Below are 20,461 nucleotides of genomic sequence, written 5' to 3'. Positions count from 1 at the left end.
CCTCTGTCTCCTCTCGGTTCGGCCGCGCCGCCCAACGCGGCACGGCCGGTGCTTCAGTGGGCCGCGGCGCGCGCCGCGGCCTCGCCCGCGACGACGCACTCCTCGGCGAACGCCAGGACGTGCAGGTGATAGGCGCGGGCCGCGAGGCCGAGGCCGATGTTGTGCGCCGCGCCGGGCAGCCCGACCGCGACGACGCGGGGCGCCGCCTTGAACAGGCCGCCCATCTCCGCGACGGCCGCGGGACCGCTCTCCCAGAACAGCTCGGCGTCGCCGAGCGCGTAGTGCACGGGCACCGGCACCCGTTCCGCCCAAGACGGGAACGCGTCCTTCCATCCCTCGGCCTCGGTGCCCGAGTCGTAGCCGGGTATCGACGCGGCGATGGCCGCGCCGCCGTCCTGCCCGAGCGGGTGCAGATGGGCGGGCCCCCACAGCAGCTCGCGCAGCGCGCCGGGCCCGCCGAGGCCGGTCCGCGCGCCGCTCTCCCGTGCCGTGTAGATCTCCTGGGCGCGCGGGTGGTAGACCCGGCCGACGGCCGAGAGCGCGATCCCGAGCAGGTCGCGGCCCCGCTCGTCGATGGTCAGCCGGACGCCGAGGTCGCAGCCGCGCGAGTGGGCGGCGACGAACAGGCCGGCCCCGCGCGGCAGCCCGGTGAGGATCCGGTCGATCGCGGCGAAGGCGAGGTCCACCCTTCCGGCGGCGGTCGCTGCGTCGGCGGCGGGCGACGCGGACGCGCCGTAGCCGGGCCGGTCGAGGGCGAGCACGGTGAAGCCGAGCGCCGGCCCGAGCCGCAGCAGGGACGCGTGCGGCAGGCCGGGCGGGTCGAAGTAGGCGCTGGTCGTCCCCGCACCGTGCAGGGCGACGACGACCGCGCGGGGGTCGGGCGCGGTCGCCAGCAGCCCGCCCATGGGGGTGCCCCCGACGTCGGCCCGCACCGGGACCGGCGCGGCCCCGACCGTCATCCGGCGCTCCGCAGGAGCAGGACGCCGCTCGGGGTGAGGCCGCCGCTGCTCACGACGGCGACGCGGGCGCCGGTGACCTGGCGCTCGCCCGCCTCGCCGCGGAGCTGGCTGACCGCCTCGTGGACGAGGCCCATCCCGTGGGTGCGGCCGTGCGAGAGCTGGCCGCCGTGGGTGTTGAGGGGGATGACGCCGTCGCGGGCGATGTTCTTGCCGCCGTCGAGGAAGTCCTTGGCCTCGCCGATCCCGCAGAACCCGAGCCCTTCGAGCCACGACAGGCAGTTGAAGGTGAACCCGTCGTAGAGTTCGGCGACGTCCACGTCGGAGGGCCGCAGGTCGGTGCGGGTCCACAGATGGGCGGACTGGCCGAGGACCTGGGGCTCGTGGGTGAGGGTGCTCTGGTCCCATTCGGGGCGTTCCAGGATCTGGGTGCCGACCGCCTCGACCAGGACGGGCGGCTTGGCGAGGTCACCGGCGGCGTCGGCGGCCGAGACGATGACGGCGATGGCCCCGTCGCACGGGACGTCGCAGTCGAACAGCCCGAACGGGGTGGTGATGGGCCTGGCGTTCAGGTAGTCGTCCATCGTCATCGGGTCGCGGTAGACGGCGGTGGGGTTCAGCGCCGCGTTGGCGCGCTGGTTGAGGGCGATCCACCCGAGCGTCTCCCGGGTCGTGCCGTACCTGCGGAAGTGCCGCTGGGCGTTCATCGCGAGCGTGTGCGCGGCGGACATCGCGCCGAACGGCTTCAGCCACCCGTCGACGCGGCCCGACTGGGGCGCGGGCGGGTTCCGCCGCATCAGCTCCATCGAGGTGGCCTCCCACAGCGTCCGGAAGCACAGGACGTGCCGGGCGAGCCCGCCCGCGACGGCGAGCATCGCGGCGATGAGGGAGCCGCCGGGCCCGAACGTCTCGGCGCCGCCCTGGTGCCAGACCGGACGGATCCCGAGCGCCGCCTCCAGCGCCGTGACGCCGCCCTCGGAGAAGCCGCCGAAGGAGCCGCCGCCCGGGTAGGTCGCGAGGCCGTCGATGTCGTCGAGGGTGAGCCCGGCGTCCTCCACCGCGCGCTTGCACGCCTCGACGGTGAGGGACAGCGGATCGACCATGAGCCGCCGGCCTATCTGCGACATGCCTATGCCGGTGAGCGCGGCCTTGTCCTCGAACTTCTCGGTGCGGACCATCGGCCTGACGTGCCGCCACATCTGGTCCGGCTCGATCGCGTCGTGCACCACCGGGGCGGGGCCGGACCGGTCGGCGGCCGGACGGAACAGCGGCACCCACACGTCGCCGTGCTCCTCGAAGGCCACCTCCATCCGCATCCCGAGTTCCAGCTCCGCGGGGTCCGCGCCGACGATGTTGGTGGTCAGCCTGACCCGCGGGTCCTCCTCGATCGCCACCTGCGCGATGGTGAACGGGGTCGGCAGGCCCGGCGCGGGGAAGCGGTGGTTCACGGTGAACCCGATGAGGGTCGCCCGGCCGGAGACCTCGGTGACGCCGATCTCGTCGCTCCGGCAGTACCGGCAGACGGGCTGCGGCGGGTGGATGAGCGCCGCGCACGACGCGCACGAGGCGAAGCGGAGCCTTCCGTCGGCCCCGGACGTCCAGAAGGCCGTGTTCTGAAGGGTGAGTTCCGGCAGGGGCCGCTCGGGGGACGGGGTCACGCTGTTCTCCTCGGTTCGCCGCGGGCCGGGGCGTGCTCACCCGGCCGTTGTCCTTGGCACCGTCCGGAGCGGGCATGGCTCCCGCTCCGGACAGTGGTGTCGCCGGACCCGGACGCGGTCTTCGCCCGCGATTAGCGCACCGCGTCCGGTCCGGCGGGCCCGTGCCCCGGGGGCAGGGCCGCTCTCGGGGTCCCGCCTCAGGTGTTGCGTCCGCCGTTGACGCCGATGATCTGGCCGGTGATGTACCCGGCCTCCTCGGAGACGAGGAACGCGCAGGTCGCGGCGATGTCCTCGGGCCTGCCGACGCGGCGGACCGGCGTGCGCTGGATGTGGTCCTCGATGGTGCCGCCGAGCAGTTCCCGCGATTCGGCCTTGCGCAGCATCGGGGTGTCGATGAAGCCGGGCGGGACCGCGTTCACGGTGACGCCGGCCGGGCCGAGTTCCAGCGCGAGGGCCTTGGTGAGGCCGTTCACCGCGGACTTGGCGGCGACGTAGTGCGTCATGAACGGCTGGCCGGAGTGCGCGCTGGAGGAGGAGATGTTGACGATCCGGCCCCAGCCCGCGGCCTCCATGTCGGGCAGCGCGGTCTGCACGCAGTGGAAGACGCCGTTCAGGTTGACGTCGATGATCCGCTGCCACTTCTCGAAGGAGATCCGGGAGAAGCGCTGGAACCCGTCGACGCCCGCGGCGTTCACCAGCACGGTGATCGGTCCGAGGTCGGCGCGGGCCGCGGCGAACGCGGCCTCGACCTGCTCGCGGTCGGACACGTCCGCCTTGTAGGAGTGCTCGGCGTCCGGCGGATTCAGGTCGAGCACCGCGACGTTCAGGCCGTCGGCCTTGAGGCGGTCCACGATGGCGCTGCCGATGCCGGAGCCGCCTCCGGTGACGATCGCGTTGGTCACTGGCGCACCCCGCCCAGCCGGGTCGTCCACATCACAAGAATCTCCCTTCCGAATACGAGAACTCTACTCTCGCGATCTCCACCTCCGGAAGCCCCCTGCCAACACTCGTTCTCTCCTAGCGGAGTCTTGATTTGCATTTCATGAGAATGTAGTTTCCAGCGCAGTCGACGAGGAGAGACAGCATGGGATCTGAGGACGCGGCAGCCGCACGGCGGCTGCTCATCGACGGCGAGCTCGTCGCGGCGGCGGGCACCTTCCCGACGCTCAACCCGGCGACCGGCGCGGTGCTGGGCCACGCGCCCGACGCCACCCCCGAGCACGCCGCGGCGGCGGTCGCCGCGGCCCGCCGCGCGTTCGACGAGACCGACTGGTCCACGAACGTCGAGCTGCGGGTGCGCTGCCTCGACCAGCTGCACCGCGCGCTGGTGGAGCACGCCGACGAGCTGCGCGCCATCACCATCGCCGAGGTCGGCGCGACCCGGGCGCTCACCCACGGCGCCCAGCTCGACGAGCCGATCGGCATCGTGCGGTACTACGCCGACCTGCTGGCGGGCTACCCGCTGAGCGAGGACCTGGGCGAGCTGGAGATCCGCGGGCAGCGGCACCGTCGCTGGGTGGAGCGGGAGGCCGCGGGAGTCGTCGCGGCGATCATCGCCTACAACTACCCCAACCAGCTCGCGCTGGCCAAGCTCGCGCCCGCGCTCGCCGCGGGCTGCACGGTCGTGCTCAAGGGCGCGCCGGACACCCCGCTCACCACGCTGACCCTGGGCGAGATCATCGCCGAGCACACCGACCTCCCCCCGGGCGTCGTCAACGTGCTCACGTCCGCCACCGCCGAGGTCGGCGAGGCGCTCACCACCCACCCCGACGTGGACGTCATCACCTTCACCGGCTCCACCGCCGTCGGTAAGCAGATCATGAAGGCCGCGAGCGACGGCCTCAAGCGGACGTTCCTCGAGCTCGGCGGCAAGTCCGCGATGATCGTGCTGGACGACGCCGACCTCATGACCACCGCGATGTTCGCCGCGTTCATGGTCTGCGCCCACTCCGGCCAGGGCTGCGCGCTCACCACCCGGCTCCTGGTCCCGCGCGACCGGCACGACGAGATCGTCAAGCTCGTCGCCGGGGGCATGGGCCGGGTCAAGGTCGGCGACCCGAGCGACCCGGCCACCTACATGGGCCCGCTCATCAGCGCGAAGCAGCGCGCGAAGGTGGACGGAATGGTCAAGCGCGCGGTCGCCGACGGGGCCACGCTGGTGTGCGGCGGGAACCCCATCGAACCCGGCTTCTTCTACGAGCCGACGCTCCTCGCGAACGTCGATCCCGACAGCGAGATCGCCCAGCACGAGGTGTTCGGTCCGGTCCTCGCCGTCATCGCCTACGACGGCGACGACGACGCGGTCCGCATCGCCAACAACTCGGCGTTCGGGCTCTCCGGGGCCGTGCACGGCGCCGACGAGGAACGCGCGATCGCCGTCGCCCGGCGCATCCGTACGGGAACGTTCTCCATCAACGGAGGCAACTACTTCGCTGCGGACGCGCCCTTCGGCGGCTTCAAGCAGTCGGGCATCGGCCGCGAGATGGGCCGCGAGGGCCTCGAGGAGTTCCTGGAGACCAAGACCTTCGCGGCGGTGGCGAAATGAAGCCGCTCCAGGGCGTCCGTGTCCTCGAGGTGGCGATGTACGGGTTCGTCCCGTCGGCGGGCGCGGTGCTCGCCGAGTGGGGCGCCGAGGTCATCAAGGTCGAGCACGCGGTCAACGGAGACCCCCAGCGAGGACTCCGGCAGACCGGGTCGTTCCGGGTCGAAGGCGACGAGAACCCGAACGTCGCGCACGCCAACCGCGGCAAGCGCAGCATAGGACTCGACATGTCGGTGCCGGAGGGCCGGGAGGTGCTGCGGGAGCTGATCGCCCGCGCCGACGTGTTCCTCACCAGCTTCCTGCCGTCGGCCAGGGACAGGTTCGAGATCGACGTCGAGCATGTCCGGACCGTCAACCCGAAGGCGATCTACGCGCGGGGCAGCGCGTTGGGGCCGCGCGGGAAGGAGAGCACCAAGGGCGGGTACGACATGACCGCCTTCTGGTCGCGCGGCGCGACGGCGGCGAGCATCACCCCGCCGAACGTGGACGGACTGGTCAGCCCGACGCCCGCGTACGGCGACACGATCTCCGGGACCAACCTCGCGGGCGGAATCGCCGCCGCGCTGTTCCGGCGCGAGCGCACCGGGGAGCCCTCGGTCGTCGACGTGTCTCTGCTCGGCAGCGGCCTGTGGGCGATGGGGCACGCGATAGCGCTGTCCCAGCTGCTCGACCGGCCCTGGGAGGCCCCCGTGACGGGCGGGCACGCCTCCCGGACCAACCCCCTGTCCGGCCTCTACCGCACGTCCGACGGACGGCACCTGTCGTTCGTCATGCTCCAGCCCGGCAAGTTCTGGGCCGACGTGTGCCGCCACATCGACCGGCCCGACCTCATCGACGATCCCCGGTTCGCCACGGCCGAACTGATCGGGAAGAACTGCGCGGAGGCCGTCGCGATCCTGCGGGAGGCGATCGGCGCCCGGACGCTCGCGACGTGGACCGAGACGTTCGCGACCCTCGCCGGGCCGTGGGCGCCCGTCCAGGACACCCTCCAGGTCGCGGGCGACCCCCAGGTCCGCGCGAACGAGTACCTGATCCGGGCCGGTGGACTCGACCTGGTCGCCAACCCCGTCCAGTTCGACGTGACCGCGCCGGACGCCGGGGCCGCGCCGGAGTTCGCGGCGCAGACCGAGGAGATCCTCCAGGAACTCGGCATGGGCTGGGACCGGATCATCGCGTTGAAGGCGGCGGGCGCCGTCACCTGACGGCGGTCGCCCGTCCGGTGGGCCACCGGACCATTGGGCACTGCCCACCGGACCATAGAGAGCAGGAGGTGGCGCGATGCGCGTCGGATTCGTCGGGGCGGGCCGGATGGGCCGTCCCATGGTCGCGCGGCTCGTCGCGGCGGGGCACGAGGTGCGGGCGCTGGGCAGGTCCGCCGCAGCCAGGGACGCGCTCGCGGGCGACGGGGCGGTGCCCGTCGCGTCCCTCGCGGAGGCCGCGGAGGGCGCGGAGGCGGTCGTGGTGTGCCTGTTCTCCGACGAGCAGGTCCGCGAGGTCGGGCCCGGGCTCGTCGCGGCGCTGCCGGAGGGCGCGATCCTCGTGCTGCACACCACCGGCAGCCCCCGCACGGCCGAGGACCTCGCCGCCCTGGCCGCCGGGCGGGGCGTCGAGGTGCTCGACGTCCCGGTGAGCGGCGGCCCGCACGACATCGCGGCGGGCCGGCTGACGCTCTTCGCGGGCGGCTCGAAAGCGGCTCTGGACCAGGTCCGCCCCGCGCTCGCGGCCTACGGCGACCCGATCCTGCACGTGGGCCCGCTCGGCGCGGGCCAGCGCGTCAAGCTGGTCAACAACGCGCTGTTCGCCGCCCACATCGGCCTCCTGGCCGACGCCGTCCGCCTCGCCTCGGCCCTCGGCGTCCCCGAGGAGACCTTGCTGGACGCGCTCCCCCACGCCAGCTCGGCCAGCCGTGCCCTCGCCGGCGTCGCCTCCCGCCGCTCGGTCGCCGAGTTCGCCCGCAGCACCGGCCCCTTCCTGGGCAAGGACCTGGCGGTCGCCCGCGCCCTGGCCGGCGACCTGGGCGCGGATCTCGGCGCGCTCTCCCCCGCCCACGACGTCCTCGCCGCCCTGGACGGCGTCGACACCTGACGCGGCCGCGGCGGCCCCCGCCATCGCCGCGGCCGCGTCCGGCGCGGGTCAGGCGGAGTTCAGCTCGCCGAGCAGGCGCCAGGTGCGGGCGGTGGCCTCGGGGCCCGCGAGGTCGGTCTGGGTGAGCACCACCTCGGTGGCGCCCGCGTCGCGGTAGCGCCGGATCGCCGCGGCGATGGCCTCCTCGTCGCCGATCTCCACGAGGTCGGCCGCGCGGGACGCCCCGGACCAGCCGATGACGCGCTGGTAGGACGGGATCTGGTCGTAGAAGGCGGTCTGCTCGGCGGCCGCCTCCCGGGCCTCGTCGACCTTCTCGGTGACGACGGCCGGGACGAAGGCCACGACGCGCGGCGCGGGGCGTCCCGCGGCCTCGGCGGCCGCGGTGAGGCCCGGCACGATGTGCTCGGACAGCGCCTTCGGACCGGCGAGGAAGGGCAGCGTGCCGTCGGCGAGCTCACCGGTCGCGCGGAGCGCCTGCGGGCCCATCGCCGCGACGAGCACCGGCACGGCGGGCGCGGCGCCCGGCAGCCCGGACGGCAGCGGGGTGCGCGCGGTCAGCAGTTCGCCCTCGAAGTCGACCGCGCCTTCGGTGAGATGGGCGGTCAGGGCCGTCAGGAACTCGCGGAGCCGGGCGATCGGGCGCTCGTAGGGCAGCCCGAACACCTGCTCCACGAACACCGACGCGCCCAGGCCGAGGCCGAGCACGAAACGGCCGCCCGTGGCGGCCTGGCTCGTCTGCGCCTGCGCGCCGACGAGGATCGGATGCCTGCCGAACACGGGCACCGCCGACGTCCCGACCGTCAGGCCGGGCACCTCGCGGCCCACGATGCCCGCGAGCGCGATCGCGTCGTAGGCGAACTGCTGCGACAGCCAGACCGAGGACACGCCCGCGGCGGCCGCCTCCCGCGCCCGCGCCACCGTCGTGTCGACGGCGTTCGCCGTCCCGGTCACCGGGATCACCACACCAAGAGTCATAATCCGACAAACCCGATGGGTTAACTCTACATTCCCGGATCGCGGCGAGATTTCCGGCGGATCACGGGCCGCCGACGGCCGGGGCCGACGTCAGCTGGAGCGGAGCATTCCGGTGCCGCAGAACTGCCCGGATTCGGCCTTCTCGTAGGCGGGCTCGCCTTCGGTGGGGTAGCTGCTCGCAGGGAAGGAGTAGGACTCGCCGCCGTCGCGGTCGGAACCCTCGCCCTGCGCCCGGTAGCCGATGAAGCCGAGTTCCAGCTCGCGCTTCGGGTCCCCGTAGCCGAGGCACGCGAACCAGGCGAGGTCGCCCGCGAGCGGCTCCTCCTGGAAGGTGACGGTGACGTCGCCGGACAGCGGATCCGCGAAGTACCGGACGAGCCAGGCCGCCCCGGCCTGCGCCTGCGCACCGCCGCCTTCGCTCTGCTCCGGGCCGAGATCGAGCGCGGCCAGCCCCGCGGCGTCCTTCTCCCGCAGCTTCGTGATGGCCTGCGCCGCGATCGCCCGCATCTCCGCGGGCCCGCCCTCCTCGAACGTCACCCCCGGCGGCGGCGTCGCGGCGGCCGGGGACTTCGCCGGCTCCTCCGCCGAGCACCCCGCGACGGCGGCCGCCACGACGAGAGCGCAGAGCACCGCCTTCCCCGCCGAACCGCCGCGCACATCCCCGAGCATCCGAACCCCTCTCCTGGACCACCCCGAAAAGGGTCAGATCCTGGCAGAGGCCGGACACCCCGTCAAACGCCGGGACGCACCGGAGCCGGTCCCGTCAGTACCTGCTGCTGACGGCCCGGATCAGCCGCTCGACCACCGCGGTCGCGAGCCGCCCGGGCACGGTGGCCGCGCCGATGAGGCGTTCGGTCTGGAGGAGGGTCCTCGGGCCGGAGACCGCCAGTGCGCCGGACGCCACCGCGGAGGCGCGCGCCGCCTTCGCCCGGCGACGGGCCGAGTAGGCCTCCGCGACGCCCCGGGGAGCATCCGCCGCGGCGAGACACCCGAGCAGCGCCGCGACGTCCTCCAGCGCCTGGTTGGCGCCCAGCGCGACCGCGGGCGGCATCACGTGGGCGGCGTCGCCGAGCAGCACACAGCGGCCCGTCCCCCAGCGGCGCGGCACCGTGTGCCTGAACTGCGGGTGCACCTCGACGTCCGCTTCGGCCAGCGACGCGAGGATGGTCGGGATCGGCTCCGCCCATCCGGCGTACCTGGCGCGCAGGACGTCCAGGGCCGACCGGTCCGCGGGCGCCGGGGGACCGTCGAAGAACCACTGCATGAGCCCGCCGCCCGCGCTCATGAACCCGCAGTCCCCGTGCCTGCCGATGACCATGGTCGAGGTGCCGCCGAAGTCGAGCGGCGCGGGCGTCAGGCCCTGCCAGCCCACCACGCCGGTGGCGGCGGCCGGGCCACCGCCCAGGACCTCGGCCCGGACACGCGAGCGCAGGCCGTCCGCGCCGACGAGGAAGTCGGCCTCGTGGACGCCGCCGTCGTCCGTCCGCACCCGGACCGCGTCGCGGTCGAGGTGGACGTCGGCGACCCGTGCGCCGAAGCGCACGGTCCCGTCGGGGAGCCCGTCGGCCAGAAGGGTGAGCAGCGCGCCGCGCGGCACCACGCGCGCGGCCGACCCGAGCCGCGCCCCGACGGCGGCCATGTCGACGTCTGCGACCTGCCTGCCGCGGGGCGTGCGGAGGGCGAGCGCCTCGAGCCGCCGCCCCGTCCCCGAAAGATCCACCCCGAGGTCCCCGAGGATCCCCGTCCCGTTGCACCACAGCGTGATCGCGCCGCCCCCGAGCCGCAGCCCCCCGGCCCGTTCCAGCACCGTCACGTCGTGCCCGGCCGCGGCCAGCCCCCGCGCGGCCGCCATCCCCCCGATCCCCGCCCCGACGACCAGCACCCGCATCGACGGCCTCCTCGAAGCGCTACTTAAGGTAGTACTACAAGACGTAGTACTACTCTTTATAGAGGAATACGGCGCCCACCCGCCGCCGCCGGCCGGAGACGGTCATCACAGACCTGCGGACGTGCGGGGAGGCCGGCCCCGCCCATGCCGACGGGGAGGAGCGGGTACTTGCGGGGAGCCGCTAGGATCGGTGCGGATCGAGCACCGGCGGCCGCGCGCGAGCGATGGCCCGAGCCCGGTCCCCCGGACGCCTCCGGGCCCGACGTGCAACGGGCCCGGGGGCTTTTTCCGTCTCGCCGCCGGGGTCACCCGGTTTCGAAGGAGTGGCGGGCGAAGCCCATCATGTAGCCGTCGATGGCGGTGCGAATGCCCGCTCCGGGATCGCCGCCGGCGCCCAGGGTCAGGAAGAGCGGGATGAAGTGGTCGGCGGTGGGGTGGGCGTACGGCATGCCGGGGGCGCGGTCGCGGTAGGCGGCCAGCTCGTCGACGTCGCCCCGGGCGAGGGCCTCGGCGGCCCAGGTCGCGAAGTCGGAGGACCAGCCGGGGACCTTGCCTTCGAACATCTCGCGGGTGAGGAAGGGAAGGCCGTGCGTCATGAAGCCGGAACCGATGACCAGGACCCCCTCCTCGCGCAGCGGGGCCAGCCGGGCGCCCAGGGCGAGGAGGCGGTACGGGTCCTGGGTGGGCATGCTGAGCTGGAGGACGGGCACGTCGCCGAGCGGGTACATGGCCATGAGCGGGACCCAGGCGCCGTGGTCGAGGCCGCGGGAGCGGTGCCGGTGGACGGGGTCGGCGTCCGGCATCATCGCGGCGACCCGGCCGGCGAGGCCCGTCGCGTCGGGCGTCGCGTACCGCATCTCGTAGTAGCGCCGGTCGAAGCCGCCGAAGTCGTAGACGAGCGGGGTGCCCGCCTCGGGGGCCGACAGGCAGAGGCGGGGCGCCTCCCAATGGGCGGAGACGACCAGGATGCTCTTCGGCTTCGGCAGGGCGAGGGCCCAGTCCTGGAGCTCGCGCAGCCACGGGCCGTCGTCGAACAGCGGGGGCGCGCCGTGGCTGACGTACAGGGCGGGCAGCGGCCCGTCGGCGGGCGTCCACGGGCGCTGCGCACGGGCCCGGACGAGGGCGTCGGGCAGGAAGGCGTCGTAGGCCCCGGCGGGGACCTCGGGATTGAAGATCATGCGGGGTCTTTCCCTGGATGAGTGGGGCCGGGCTTACTCATGGGCCCGGTGGCAGGCGCTTAGGGAGCCCGCCTGGCTCAGAACGCGTACGGGCCGAACCGTCCCCAGGCGACGAACACCGAGAGGAGCAACAGCACCGCGTTGACGGGGAGCGCCTGGTTCTCCTTGCGCCGGACGTGCACGACGATCGCGCCGACCATGGTGACGGCGAGGCCGGCCGCGGCGAGCGGGACGAGGATCGGCGCGACGTCGACCAGGGCGGGCAGGATGAGGCCGATGGCGGCGAGGACCTCGATGACGCCGATGGCCTTGACCGCGACCGCCGAGTAGTCCTCGACCCAGCCGAGACCGGAGGCGGCGAGCTTCTCCTTGGGCTGGAGCGACTTCATCGCTCCGGCGCCGAGGAAGGCCGCGGCGAGGAGCCCGGCGACGATCCACAGTGCGATGTTCATGAGGGTCCGATCTGGCGGGGAGACTTGAACTTTCAAGTATCAACCTAGGTGCGGGTCACTTGAAGCGTCAAGTCGATCGGGGGCCGGAAGCACGAACGCCCCCTGCCCGTCACGGGCAGGGGGCGGCTGTGCGCGGACGTGTCAGCGGTTGAGCGCGCCGAGGTCCACCGGCAACTGGGCGCCGGTGATGAACTTGCCCTCGTCGGAGGCCAGGAACGCGACGATGTTCGCGATGTCCTCGGCCTCGACCATCTGGTAGGGCAGGGTCGGCATGAAGATCGGGCCGAGCATCGGCGACGCCGCGATGAAGTCGCTCATCGAGGTGTCGTTCATGCCGGTCGCGACGCCGTGCGGGTGCACGGTGTTGACCCGGATGTCGTGCTCGCCCAGCTCGTTCGCCAGGACCTTGGCCAGGCCGACGACACCGTGCTTGGAGCTGGCGTAGTGCGCGAGGAACGGCAGGCCCTTCAGACCCGCGACGGAACTGGTGATGATGATCGAACCGCCACGGCCCTGGGCGATCAGGGTCGGCACGGTGGCCTTGATCGTCTTCCAGGCACCGGTGAGGTTGGTGTCCAGGACGTCCTGCCACTGCTCCTCGGTGATCTCCCAGGTGCGGCCGTAGTTGACGATGCCCGCGTTGGCGACCACGATGTCGAGCCCGCCGAACAGGGCGACGCCCTCGTCCACCACGGCCTGGATCGCGGCGAGATCCCGCACGTCGGCCTGCCTGGCGAGGATCTTGCCGCCGGCCTCCTCGACGAGCCGGACCGTCTCGTCCAGGTCGCTCTGGGTCGCCGGGGCGTACTTCACGTACTCGCTGGCCGACGCGTTGATGTCGATCGCGATGATCGCCGCGCCCTCGGACGCCAGCCTCACGGCCTCCGCCCGGCCCTGCCCGCGCGCCGCACCGGTGATGAACGCGACCTTGTTGTCCAGACGCCCCACGACTGCCTCCTCATCGAGATGGCCCGGCGCGCGTCCCGGACCACTCGTGCCGCGACCCCCACGGCCGAGCCGTTGAAACGTGTCACCTACCTTTCCAGCACCAACCCACCCCCGACAAGCCCTTACTGCCATAAAAAGTGCATAATGCACACTTCCCGCATCTGAGCGGCCACCCCTAGTGCCCGCTGAGGGGTGCCGGACCCGGAATCAGGGGTTCTCCCGCCCAGGTCACGCCGCCTACCGTCCTGCCGACGACGAAGCAGCCGACGGACGGGAGGACGGGTGCCCGGAATCGCCGCAGAGCCCGTCCTCCGGAATCTCGGGAAGCCCCGCACGGCCCCGGACCCCGAGCTTCCGGTACACGCGCGTCAGATGCTGCTCCACGGTGCTCACCGTGAGGAACAGGCGCTCGGCGATCTCCCGGTTGCCGTGCCCCGCGCGGGCGAGGCGGACCACCCGCCGCTCGGCCGCGCTCAGCAGATCCGGGTCGGCGGACCCGCGCAGGAGCGCCGCGGCCTCGTCCACCCGGCCGAGCCCCGTCAGCGCCTCGGCGGCGCCCTCCCGCCAGCCGAGGGACGCCGAGACGTCCAGCCGCCAGGAGGCCATGAGGTCGCCGCAGGCGGCGAAGTCCGCGAGCGCCGCGTGCCGGCGGCCGGTCGCGAGGTGGTGGCGGCCCCGCGCGTGCAGGTAGTGCAGGCCGGGCAGCGCCTCGAACATCGCCGGGGGGGGACCGGCACGTCGAAGCACTCCGCGGCCGCGGAGTGGTCGCCGTGCGCGGTGCAGGCCCAGGCCCTGGCGGCGAGCGGAATGCCCGCGACGACACCCCAGGCGGCCGCGTCCACCAGGCCCAACGCCTCGTCGGCGCGGCGCCGCGCGAGGTCCCAGGAGCCGGACCTGCCCGCGACCGTCGCGCTCGCCGCCGCGAGGACCGCCCGCGCCACGGGGCTCTCCGCCCGCGCCCCGGCGCGGAGCCGTTCGCACCACACCTCGGCGAGGTCGAGCCGTGCGGATCTGCCGAACGAGGCGAGCGCCGCGATCGCGGGCGCGAGCGGAAAAGCCCGTGGCGTCAGGCTTTGCAACAGGCCCTCCGCGGCCTCCCCGGCCCGCTCGGTGGGACCTTCGGCGAGCAGCGCGTCACAGGTGCCGCGCACCGCCGCCGGATCGAGCTCCCAGGCCGCCCTGGCGAGGTCGGCGCGGAGCGCGGGCCGCGGCTCCCCGTCCCCGGCGCAGGCCGCCCTCTCCCGGGGCGCCCGGATCCTCGCGGTCGCGGCGGGCGCGGGCCGTTCCGCCGACGGACACGACATCGTCCAGCCCTCGGCGCAGGGCACGGGCCTGGCCAAGGCGGTCACCCGCTGCCTCGCCGACGCGGGGCTGCGGCCGGACCGGATCGTCGCCGTGAACGCGCACGCCACCGGCACCCCGCTGGGCGACGTCGCCGAAGCGCGCGGCCTCGAGACGGCGCTCGGCCCCGCCGCGCGGGCCCTGGCCGTCACCGCGACGAAGTCGATGACGGGCCATCTGCTGGGCGGTGCGGGCGCGCTCGGCGCGCTCGTCTGCGTGCTCGCGCTGCGCGACGGGCTGCTCCCCCCGGTCGCCAATCTCGCGCGGCAGGACCGGGAGGTGGCCTTGGACCTGGTGTCCGGGGAGCCGCGCGCCCTTCCGGACGGCCCGGCGGCGGTGCTCGCCGACGCCGTCGGGTTCGGCGGGCACAACGTGGTGCTGGCGTTCGCGCGGCCGGACTGAGGCGGTCATCGACTACCCGCAGGACAAGACCGAGTCCAACGGCGTTCCTGCGCCTCAGCCGCGTCCTGTGGGCCCGCCCCCGCGCCGGCGTCGCGCCCGAAGACCTCTCCGGGGCCTACTTCACCTCAGGCCCGCACGACCCTTCGTCCCGCCCGGCCTGAGCCGGGGCGCGGGTCAGGGGCGGAGGCGGTCGAGGACCACGGACAGGGCCAGGCGGAGGTGGACGGAGTCGCCGGTGGCCAGGAGGATGACCACGCCGCCCTGGACGGCGGCCAGGAGTGCGGCGGCGGCCTCCGCCGGGGTGAGGCCGGTGGCCATCCGGCCCGCCGCCTGCATGCGGGTGACGCCGGAGGCCAGGGACTCCTGCCAGCGGGCGAAGAGGTCGGCGACGATCTCGTCGTGCTCCTGGGCGGAGAGGCGGGACATGAGGGCGCGCAGCGGGCAGTGCCTGCCCTGGGCCTCGTAGCGGGCGACGACCTGGTCGCGCCAGTCCTCCCAGGACGGCCAGTCGCCGAGGTCGTCGAGGGCGGGGCGCTGGTCGGCGAGCACCTGCTCGGCCTCGTGCCTCGCCGCCTCCTCCAGGAGCTGGACGCGGCCGTCGGGGAAATAGTGGAAGAGCTGGCTCTTACTGGTCGCGGTGGCCGCGCGGACGTCGTCGAGGGAGACGTCGGGGCCGCGCTCGCGCATGAGGGACACCGCGCCCTCGACGATCCGGCGCCGTGTCTCCTCGCCCTTGCGGGTCAGCCTCGGGGGCATCCTCGCACCTCCTTTGGACTACGCAGTCCAGTTTATCGCCTAAGCTGATTGGACCAGCTAGTCCAGAATGGAGCCTCTCATGGACCACGACCTCAAGGGGCGGACCGCCCTCGTCACCGGCTCGACCGCGGGCATCGGCGCGGCGATCGCCCGCGCGCTCGCCGCCGAAGGCGTCCACGTCGTCGTCTCCGGCCGGGACACCGCGCGCGGCGACGCCGCGGTGGCGGAGATCCGCGCCGACGGGGGCGCCGCCGACTTCGTCAGGGCCGACCTGGCCGGGGGCGAGGAGGCCGTCGCGGCCCTCGCCGACCGGACGGTCGCTCTGCTCGGGACGCCCGACATCCTCGTGAACAACGCGGCGATGCTGCTGATGCCCCGGCCCACCGCCGATCTCACCGAGGCCGGCGTCGCCGCCGCCTTCGCCGTCAGCGTGATCGCGCCGATGCTGCTCACCGGGCGGCTCGCCCCCGCGATGGCGGCCCGCGGCAGCGGCGCGATCATCAATCTCGGCTCGATCAACGCGGTCACCGGCATGCCGGGATCCGCCGTGTACAGCGCCACCAAGGCCGCCGCGCACTCCCTGACCCGGTCGTGGGCCGCCGAGTACGGCCCGTCCGGCGTCCGGGTCAACACGGTCGCGCCCGGCCCCACCTCGACCGAGCGCAACGAGCGGATCCGCGACCTCCTCGACGGCATGGTCGCCGGGATCCCCTCCCGCCGCCTCAGCACCCCGGCCGAGGTCGCCTCCGCCGTCGTCTTCCTCGCGGGTTCCGCCGCCGCCAACGTCCACGGCACGGTCCTGGCCGTGGACGGCGGCTTCACCATCACCTGACGCCCGGCGGGCGGCGGCTCAGCTCTCCGGGACGGGGGCCGGCGGTCGGGGACGGGCGGGCCTGCGCGACACGGCGACGCCGGCGAGGCACAGGACGCCGCCGATGATCGCGGCGGGGGTGGGGAGTTCGCCGAGGGCGGCCCAGGCCATGAGGACGACGAGGGCGGGGACGGCGTAGGTGGTCGCGCCCATGCGGCCCGCCGTCGTGCGGGAGAGCGCGTACGCCCAGGTGGTGAAGGCCAGGGCGGTCGGGAAGACGCCGAGGTAGACCATGTTGAGGGTGGCCGACACGGGGGCGTCGGAGGCTTCGGAGAAGAGGAGGCCCGCGAAGGGGAGGCACAGGACCGCGCCGATGAGGCAGCCGAAGAAGGTCGCCTGCAAGGCGGTCGCGTGTCTGAGGGCGGGCTTCTGGCTGACGACCCCGCCCGCGTAGGCCAGCGCGGAGATCAGGCAGAGGACGACGCCCAGGACCGAGGCGCCGCCGTCGCCCCGGGACCCGAACCCGACCACGACCGCGCCGAGGAAGGAGACGGCGAGGCCCGCGAAGAGGGTCCGGGGCAGTCCCTCGCCGAGGAACCTGCCGCCGAGCAGGGCGATGAGAATCGGCCCGACGTTCACCAGCATCGCGGCGGTGCCCGCGTCGACCTCGCGCTCGCCCCAGTTCAGGGCGACGAAGTACAGGCCGAACCACAGCACGCCGGACCCGATGATGCCCGGCCAGGCCGCGCGCGGCGGCAGCCCCTCGCGGCGGACCGCCCAGAAGATCCCGAGGACGAGCGCGCCGGTGGCCAGGCGGCCGAGGGCGAGCGCGCCGGGCGAGTAGTGCTCGCCCGCGCTGCGGATCGAGACGAAGGCCGAGGCCCAGAAGAAGACGGTGATCCCCGCTGCGGTCAGGGCTTTCTTGTCGGGCGCGCGGACCGCGCCCACCTGCGTGCTCATGTCCGGCACGCTATGCCAGGGACACTTCGGCGGCTACCGGAATATCTCGCGGTCCAGCCCGAGCAGCCCGGCCAGGGCGTCCTCCCCCTCGGGCGTGGCCTTGAGCGCGCGCTCCCCGCCGATCCGGACCAGCCAGCGCTCGTCCAGCGCGCGGCGGCACAGCACCGCGCCCGCGAGGCCCGCGAGGTGGAGGCGGCGCTCGGTCCAGTCGACGCAGCCGCGCGCGACGGGCCGGCGCGACCCCCGGTCGAGGGGCATGCCGTGCGCGGCGAACCAGGCCGTCCCCGCCTCGGTGAGGGCGAAACCGCCTTCCCGGTCGAGCAGCCCGTGCCCGGCGAGCGCGTCGGTGACGGCCACGCCCAGCCGTCCGGCGAGATGGTCGTAGCAGGTCCGGGCGCGGGCCATCGCGTCCCGCGCGGAGGCCGCCCGCAGGGTCCTCGGCGCCGGGGCCCCGGGCGCGACGTGCGCGGCGAGTTCCTCGACGATCCGGGCCGCGCGGGCGTCGGCGAGCCTGACGTACCGGTGCCTGCCCTGCCGTTCCTGCGCGAGCAGCCCGCCTTCGACGAGCTTGGTCAGATGCTCACTGACGGTCGAGGCGCCCACCCCGGTGATCCTGCCGAGCTCGGTCATCGTCCAGGCCCGTCCGTCGAGCAGGGCGACGCAGATCCGGGCCCGGGTCTCGTCGGCGAGCAGCCCGGCCAGGGCCGCCAGCCGGGCGCTCACTCCGTCGCTCTCCCCCATGCCGCAAGTCTGCCCGATGGACGTTCCGGTTCCGGGCGAAAGGTCGGCTCCCCAAACCGTTCCGTCTGCCGGGACACTGACCGGCTCAGTGCGCGCGCGGGGCCGGTAGGTTGATCGTCATGCATGCAAGGACGCGCGGCGAGACGGGCCAGGGGGCCAGGATCGCGGCGATCCTCGAGGCGTTCGACCGGCCGGGCGAGCTGCTCGGCCCGTCCGAGCTGGCCCGGCGCACCGGGCTGGCGAAGTCGACCGCGCACCGGCTGGCCCACGAACTCGCCGACGCCGGGCTGCTGGAGCGGGTCGCGGGCCAGATGCGCCCCGGCGCGCTGATGCTGGAGTTCGGCCGCCGGATGGCGCCGCGCGAGCTGCGCGACGCGGCGGGCCCGCTGATGGGCGATCTCCGCGAGGCGATCCGCCTCGGCGTGCTGCTCGCGGTCCTCGACGGCCAGGACGTCGTCTGCGCCGACAGCCTCCCCGCCGCGGGCGCCCCCGCCACCCCCCGCCCGGGCGACCGCCGCCCCGCCCTGACGACGGCGTCGGGCCGCGCGATCCTCGCCTTCTCCCCCCGCGAGCTGTCCACCGGCGCGATCGACGCCGGCGTCACGGCGGGCGTCCCCCGCGCCCTGCTCACCCAGCGCCTGACCGGTATCCGCAAATCCGGCATCTCCGTCGAACGCCGCGAACGCGGCCTCGGCACCGTGGCCTGCCCCATCCTCGACGAGGACGGCCACGCCCTGGCCGCCCTGGCCGTCCCCTACCGCGGCGGCGGCGAGACCGCCGACCGCATCACCGCCGCCCTTCGCACCGCGGCCCTCACCCTCTCCCGCCTCCTCCGCACCCACTGAGCCCCGCCGCGCCGGGGCGTCAGGGCCGGTGCGGATCCGCCGCGTCCGGGTCGTGGGAGCGGCGAGGGGACACTCCGGCGAAGCCGAAGGGGGTGCGGCGGATCGCGTCGGCCAGGCGGTCCAGGGGCGGCCTGAGCAGGACGCGCCCTGAGCCGCGGCCCAGGGCCTCGCCGGTGCCGCCCTTGGCGCGGTCGACGCGATCGGCCCATGCGGCGATGGCGCCCTTGAACTCCGGGACCGGCACGATGCCGACGAGGAGGGCGCGGGCGAGGGCCACGGCAGCAGAACCGGACGACGGCATTCGAACAAGCTACGGCGTGAGGGCGGTCACGGCTTTGGTGAGGGCGGTGGCGAGGAGGGTGTCGTCGGTGGGGAGGGACGGGTCGGTGCGGGTGCTGAGGACGGCCAAGAGGAGGGGGGCGCGGCCGGGCGGGTGGGTGACGGCTATGTAGTTGCGGCCGCCGTTGGCGGTGGTGCCGGTCTTGCCGTGGACGCGCCACCCGTCGGGGAGGCCGCCCCGGATCTCCGCCGAGAGGGGGAGGGGGCGGGAGAGCCAGTCGGCCAGGAGGGCGCGGCGGGGGTCGGGGAGCGCGTCGCCCAGGAGGAAGGCGCCCAGGTCGGTGGCGAAGGCGCGGGGGGTCGTGGTGTCGCGGGTCTCGCCGGGCGGGACGTCGCTCATCGCGGGCTCGATCCGGTCCGAGCGGGTCGCGGTGTCACCGAGGTCGTGCAGCGCGTCGGTGAAGGCCTTCGGCCCGCCGATCTCGGCGAGGACGAGGTTGATCGCGGTGTTGTCGCTGTGCCGGATCGCCGCCTCGCAGAGCTGCGCGAGGGTCATGCCCCGGGCCGTCCTGCGCGCGGTGACCGGGGAGTTCGCGACGACGTCGGCGGCCTTCCAGCGGACGACCGCGGCGAGCCTCCGGTCGGACGCCTGCTGGAGCAGGACCCCGCACACGAGCGGCTTGAACGTCGAGGCGAAGGCGAACCTCTCATCGGCGTTGAAGTCCACGAAGTCGCCGGTCCCGGTGTCCAGCGCCCAGACGCCGAGCCGCGCGTCGTACTCACGCTCCAGCGCGCGCAGCGCCTTGCGGGCGGCGGCCGAGCGGTCCGCGCCCGCCGGGGCCGAGGCGACGGGCGACGGGGTGCCCGAAGCCGTCGTCGGCGGGGCCGGGGGCTCCGGGGCCGTCGCGCAGCCCGTCGCCATGAGCGCGGCGAGCAGCGCGGCGAACGCGGCACGGACCTGCACTTGCATCACTCCCCGGAGACGGTCTCGGTGATCGATCGTAGGCGCTCCCCGGGGGCCCCGTCCTTGCCGGGCGGTCTTCGGGACGCCGTACGGTGGGTGCGGAGAGAGGAGCGGCGGAGTGACCATAGGCGAAGAGGCCGTTACGGAGGCGAAGGTGGCCTTCCGGGACGCGGCCGAAGGCGACGTCCCGGAGATCGTCGCGCTGGTGGAGTCGGCCTATCGGGGGGACGCCAGCCGCGCAGGGTGGACGACTGAGGCCGACCTGCTGGACGGGCAGCGGACCGACCCCGAATCCGTCCGAAGCCTTCTGGGGGTCGAGGGAAGCCGCGTCATGCTGGCCGAGCGGGACGGCCGCCTCGTCGCCTGCTGCCATCTGGAGCGACGCGGCGATTCCGCCTATTTCGGAATGTTCGCCGTCAGCCCCGCCGAGCAGGGCTCGGGCGTCGGCCGGCTCGTGCTCGCCGAGGCCGAGCGCGCGGCGGCCGACGGATGGGGCGCCCTCGAGATGGAGATGACGGTGATCACCCTGCGGGCCGAACTCATCGCCTGGTACGAGCGCCGCGGCTACCTGCGCACCGGTGAGACCCGCCCCTTCCCCTACGGCGACGAGCGCTTCGGCCGCCCCCGCCGGGCCGACCTGGACTTCTCCGTCCTGGTCAAGCCGCTCGGCTGACGCCCGG

Annotated in this window: 22 protein-coding genes; 7 read left to right on the top strand and 15 right to left on the bottom strand. The window is 74.3% G+C overall.

All coding sequences use genetic code 11. The features are described 5' to 3' along the window. Positions 1–53: 53 nt before the first annotated feature. From EDD29_RS11525 to EDD29_RS11515, 3 genes are all read right to left on the bottom strand, one after another. The gene (locus EDD29_RS11525; protein ID WP_123664389.1) at positions 54–959 is read right to left on the bottom strand and encodes an alpha/beta fold hydrolase; all 906 of its coding nucleotides are present in this window, start codon (positions 957–959) and stop codon (positions 54–56) included. Beyond that, positions 956–2,614 (bottom strand): thiolase C-terminal domain-containing protein, encoded by a 1,659-nt coding sequence (locus tag EDD29_RS11520; RefSeq protein WP_123664388.1) that lies wholly within the window; start codon positions 2,612–2,614, stop codon positions 956–958. The genes EDD29_RS11525 and EDD29_RS11520 overlap by 4 nt, the downstream gene beginning before the upstream one ends. A gap of 197 nt (positions 2,615–2,811) precedes the next feature. Continuing rightward, positions 2,812–3,516 (bottom strand): SDR family NAD(P)-dependent oxidoreductase, encoded by a 705-nt coding sequence (locus EDD29_RS11515; protein ID WP_123664387.1) that lies wholly within the window; start codon positions 3,514–3,516, stop codon positions 2,812–2,814. Between the two features lie 182 nt (positions 3,517–3,698). Here EDD29_RS11515 and EDD29_RS11510 point away from each other — a divergent pair, with 182 nt between their 5' ends. The 3 genes from EDD29_RS11510 (at position 3,699) to EDD29_RS11500 (ending at position 7,241) form a co-directional block, all read left to right on the top strand. Beyond that, entirely contained in the window at positions 3,699–5,159 is a 1,461-nt protein-coding gene (locus tag EDD29_RS11510; protein WP_123664386.1) for an aldehyde dehydrogenase family protein, read from the top strand. Beyond that, entirely contained in the window at positions 5,156–6,358 is a 1,203-nt protein-coding gene (locus EDD29_RS11505) for a CaiB/BaiF CoA transferase family protein (RefSeq protein ID WP_123664385.1), read from the top strand. The genes EDD29_RS11510 and EDD29_RS11505 overlap by 4 nt, the downstream gene beginning before the upstream one ends. A 76-nt stretch (positions 6,359–6,434) precedes the next feature. Beyond that, positions 6,435–7,241, top strand: coding sequence for an NAD(P)-dependent oxidoreductase (locus EDD29_RS11500; RefSeq protein ID WP_123664384.1), 807 nt, complete (start codon positions 6,435–6,437; stop codon positions 7,239–7,241). Between the two features lie 48 nt (positions 7,242–7,289). Here EDD29_RS11500 and EDD29_RS11495 read toward each other — a convergent pair whose 3' ends face one another. From EDD29_RS11495 to EDD29_RS11465, 7 genes are all read right to left on the bottom strand, one after another. After that, entirely contained in the window at positions 7,290–8,192 is a 903-nt protein-coding gene (locus EDD29_RS11495; protein WP_246052718.1) for a TIGR03564 family F420-dependent LLM class oxidoreductase, read from the bottom strand. Positions 8,193–8,306: 114 nt separating this feature from the next. Beyond that, positions 8,307–8,885: a hypothetical protein gene (locus tag EDD29_RS11490; protein ID WP_123664382.1), complete on the bottom strand. Its 579-nt coding sequence runs from the start codon at positions 8,883–8,885 to the stop codon at positions 8,307–8,309. Between the two features lie 94 nt (positions 8,886–8,979). After that, positions 8,980–10,104, bottom strand: coding sequence for an FAD-dependent oxidoreductase (locus EDD29_RS11485; RefSeq protein WP_123664381.1), 1,125 nt, complete (start codon positions 10,102–10,104; stop codon positions 8,980–8,982). 305 nt (positions 10,105–10,409) lie between these two features. Next, the gene (locus EDD29_RS11480; protein ID WP_123664380.1) at positions 10,410–11,282 is read right to left on the bottom strand and encodes a dioxygenase family protein; all 873 of its coding nucleotides are present in this window, start codon (positions 11,280–11,282) and stop codon (positions 10,410–10,412) included. A 77-nt stretch (positions 11,283–11,359) separates the two neighbouring features. Continuing rightward, entirely contained in the window at positions 11,360–11,734 is a 375-nt protein-coding gene (locus EDD29_RS11475) for a DoxX family protein (RefSeq protein ID WP_123664379.1), read from the bottom strand. Positions 11,735–11,875: 141 nt separating this feature from the next. Next, the gene (locus tag EDD29_RS11470; RefSeq protein ID WP_246052716.1) at positions 11,876–12,682 is read right to left on the bottom strand and encodes a mycofactocin-coupled SDR family oxidoreductase; all 807 of its coding nucleotides are present in this window, start codon (positions 12,680–12,682) and stop codon (positions 11,876–11,878) included. A gap of 237 nt (positions 12,683–12,919) precedes the next feature. Further along, positions 12,920–13,399, bottom strand: coding sequence for a helix-turn-helix transcriptional regulator (locus tag EDD29_RS11465; protein ID WP_123664377.1), 480 nt, complete (start codon positions 13,397–13,399; stop codon positions 12,920–12,922). Between the two features lie 90 nt (positions 13,400–13,489). On the opposite strand from EDD29_RS11465, the gene EDD29_RS11460 reads away from it, so the two are divergent. Next, complete coding sequence (locus EDD29_RS11460) at positions 13,490–14,425, top strand: beta-ketoacyl-[acyl-carrier-protein] synthase family protein (protein WP_148085928.1); 936 nt, start codon at positions 13,490–13,492, stop codon at positions 14,423–14,425. A 174-nt stretch (positions 14,426–14,599) separates the two neighbouring features. On the opposite strand, the gene EDD29_RS11455 is transcribed toward EDD29_RS11460, so the two are convergent. Further along, positions 14,600–15,181, bottom strand: a complete 582-nt coding sequence (locus EDD29_RS11455; protein ID WP_123664375.1) for a TetR/AcrR family transcriptional regulator — start codon at positions 15,179–15,181, stop codon at positions 14,600–14,602. A gap of 79 nt (positions 15,182–15,260) precedes the next feature. Between EDD29_RS11455 and EDD29_RS11450 the strand changes: the two genes are divergently transcribed. Beyond that, positions 15,261–16,013: an SDR family NAD(P)-dependent oxidoreductase gene (locus EDD29_RS11450; RefSeq protein WP_170201362.1), complete on the top strand. Its 753-nt coding sequence runs from the start codon at positions 15,261–15,263 to the stop codon at positions 16,011–16,013. An 18-nt stretch (positions 16,014–16,031) separates the two neighbouring features. Here the strand turns inward: EDD29_RS11450 and EDD29_RS11445 are convergent, their stop codons facing one another. Beyond that, the gene (locus EDD29_RS11445; RefSeq protein WP_123664373.1) at positions 16,032–16,952 is read right to left on the bottom strand and encodes a DMT family transporter; all 921 of its coding nucleotides are present in this window, start codon (positions 16,950–16,952) and stop codon (positions 16,032–16,034) included. A gap of 33 nt (positions 16,953–16,985) precedes the next feature. Further along, a complete protein-coding gene (locus EDD29_RS11440; protein ID WP_123664372.1) occupies positions 16,986–17,693 on the bottom strand; it encodes an ArsR/SmtB family transcription factor in 708 nt (235 codons plus the stop codon). A 119-nt stretch (positions 17,694–17,812) separates the two neighbouring features. Here EDD29_RS11440 and EDD29_RS11435 point away from each other — a divergent pair, with 119 nt between their 5' ends. Continuing rightward, positions 17,813–18,538 (top strand): IclR family transcriptional regulator, encoded by a 726-nt coding sequence (locus tag EDD29_RS11435; RefSeq protein WP_123664371.1) that lies wholly within the window; start codon positions 17,813–17,815, stop codon positions 18,536–18,538. A 19-nt stretch (positions 18,539–18,557) separates the two neighbouring features. Here EDD29_RS11435 and EDD29_RS11430 read toward each other — a convergent pair whose 3' ends face one another. Further along, a complete protein-coding gene (locus EDD29_RS11430; RefSeq protein WP_148085927.1) occupies positions 18,558–18,839 on the bottom strand; it encodes a hypothetical protein in 282 nt (93 codons plus the stop codon). A 9-nt stretch (positions 18,840–18,848) separates the two neighbouring features. Continuing rightward, complete coding sequence (bla, locus tag EDD29_RS11425; protein ID WP_211359651.1) at positions 18,849–19,781, bottom strand: class A beta-lactamase; 933 nt, start codon at positions 19,779–19,781, stop codon at positions 18,849–18,851. 118 nt (positions 19,782–19,899) lie between these two features. On the opposite strand from bla, the gene EDD29_RS11420 reads away from it, so the two are divergent. Next, a complete protein-coding gene (locus EDD29_RS11420) occupies positions 19,900–20,454 on the top strand; it encodes a GNAT family N-acetyltransferase (protein WP_211359650.1) in 555 nt (184 codons plus the stop codon). Positions 20,455–20,461: the final 7 nt, after the last annotated feature.

This window comes from Actinocorallia herbida (assembly GCF_003751225.1).
GTDB classification, from domain to species: domain Bacteria; phylum Actinomycetota; class Actinomycetes; order Streptosporangiales; family Streptosporangiaceae; genus Actinocorallia; species Actinocorallia herbida.
This window is presented reverse-complemented; position numbering and strand designations above follow the sequence as displayed.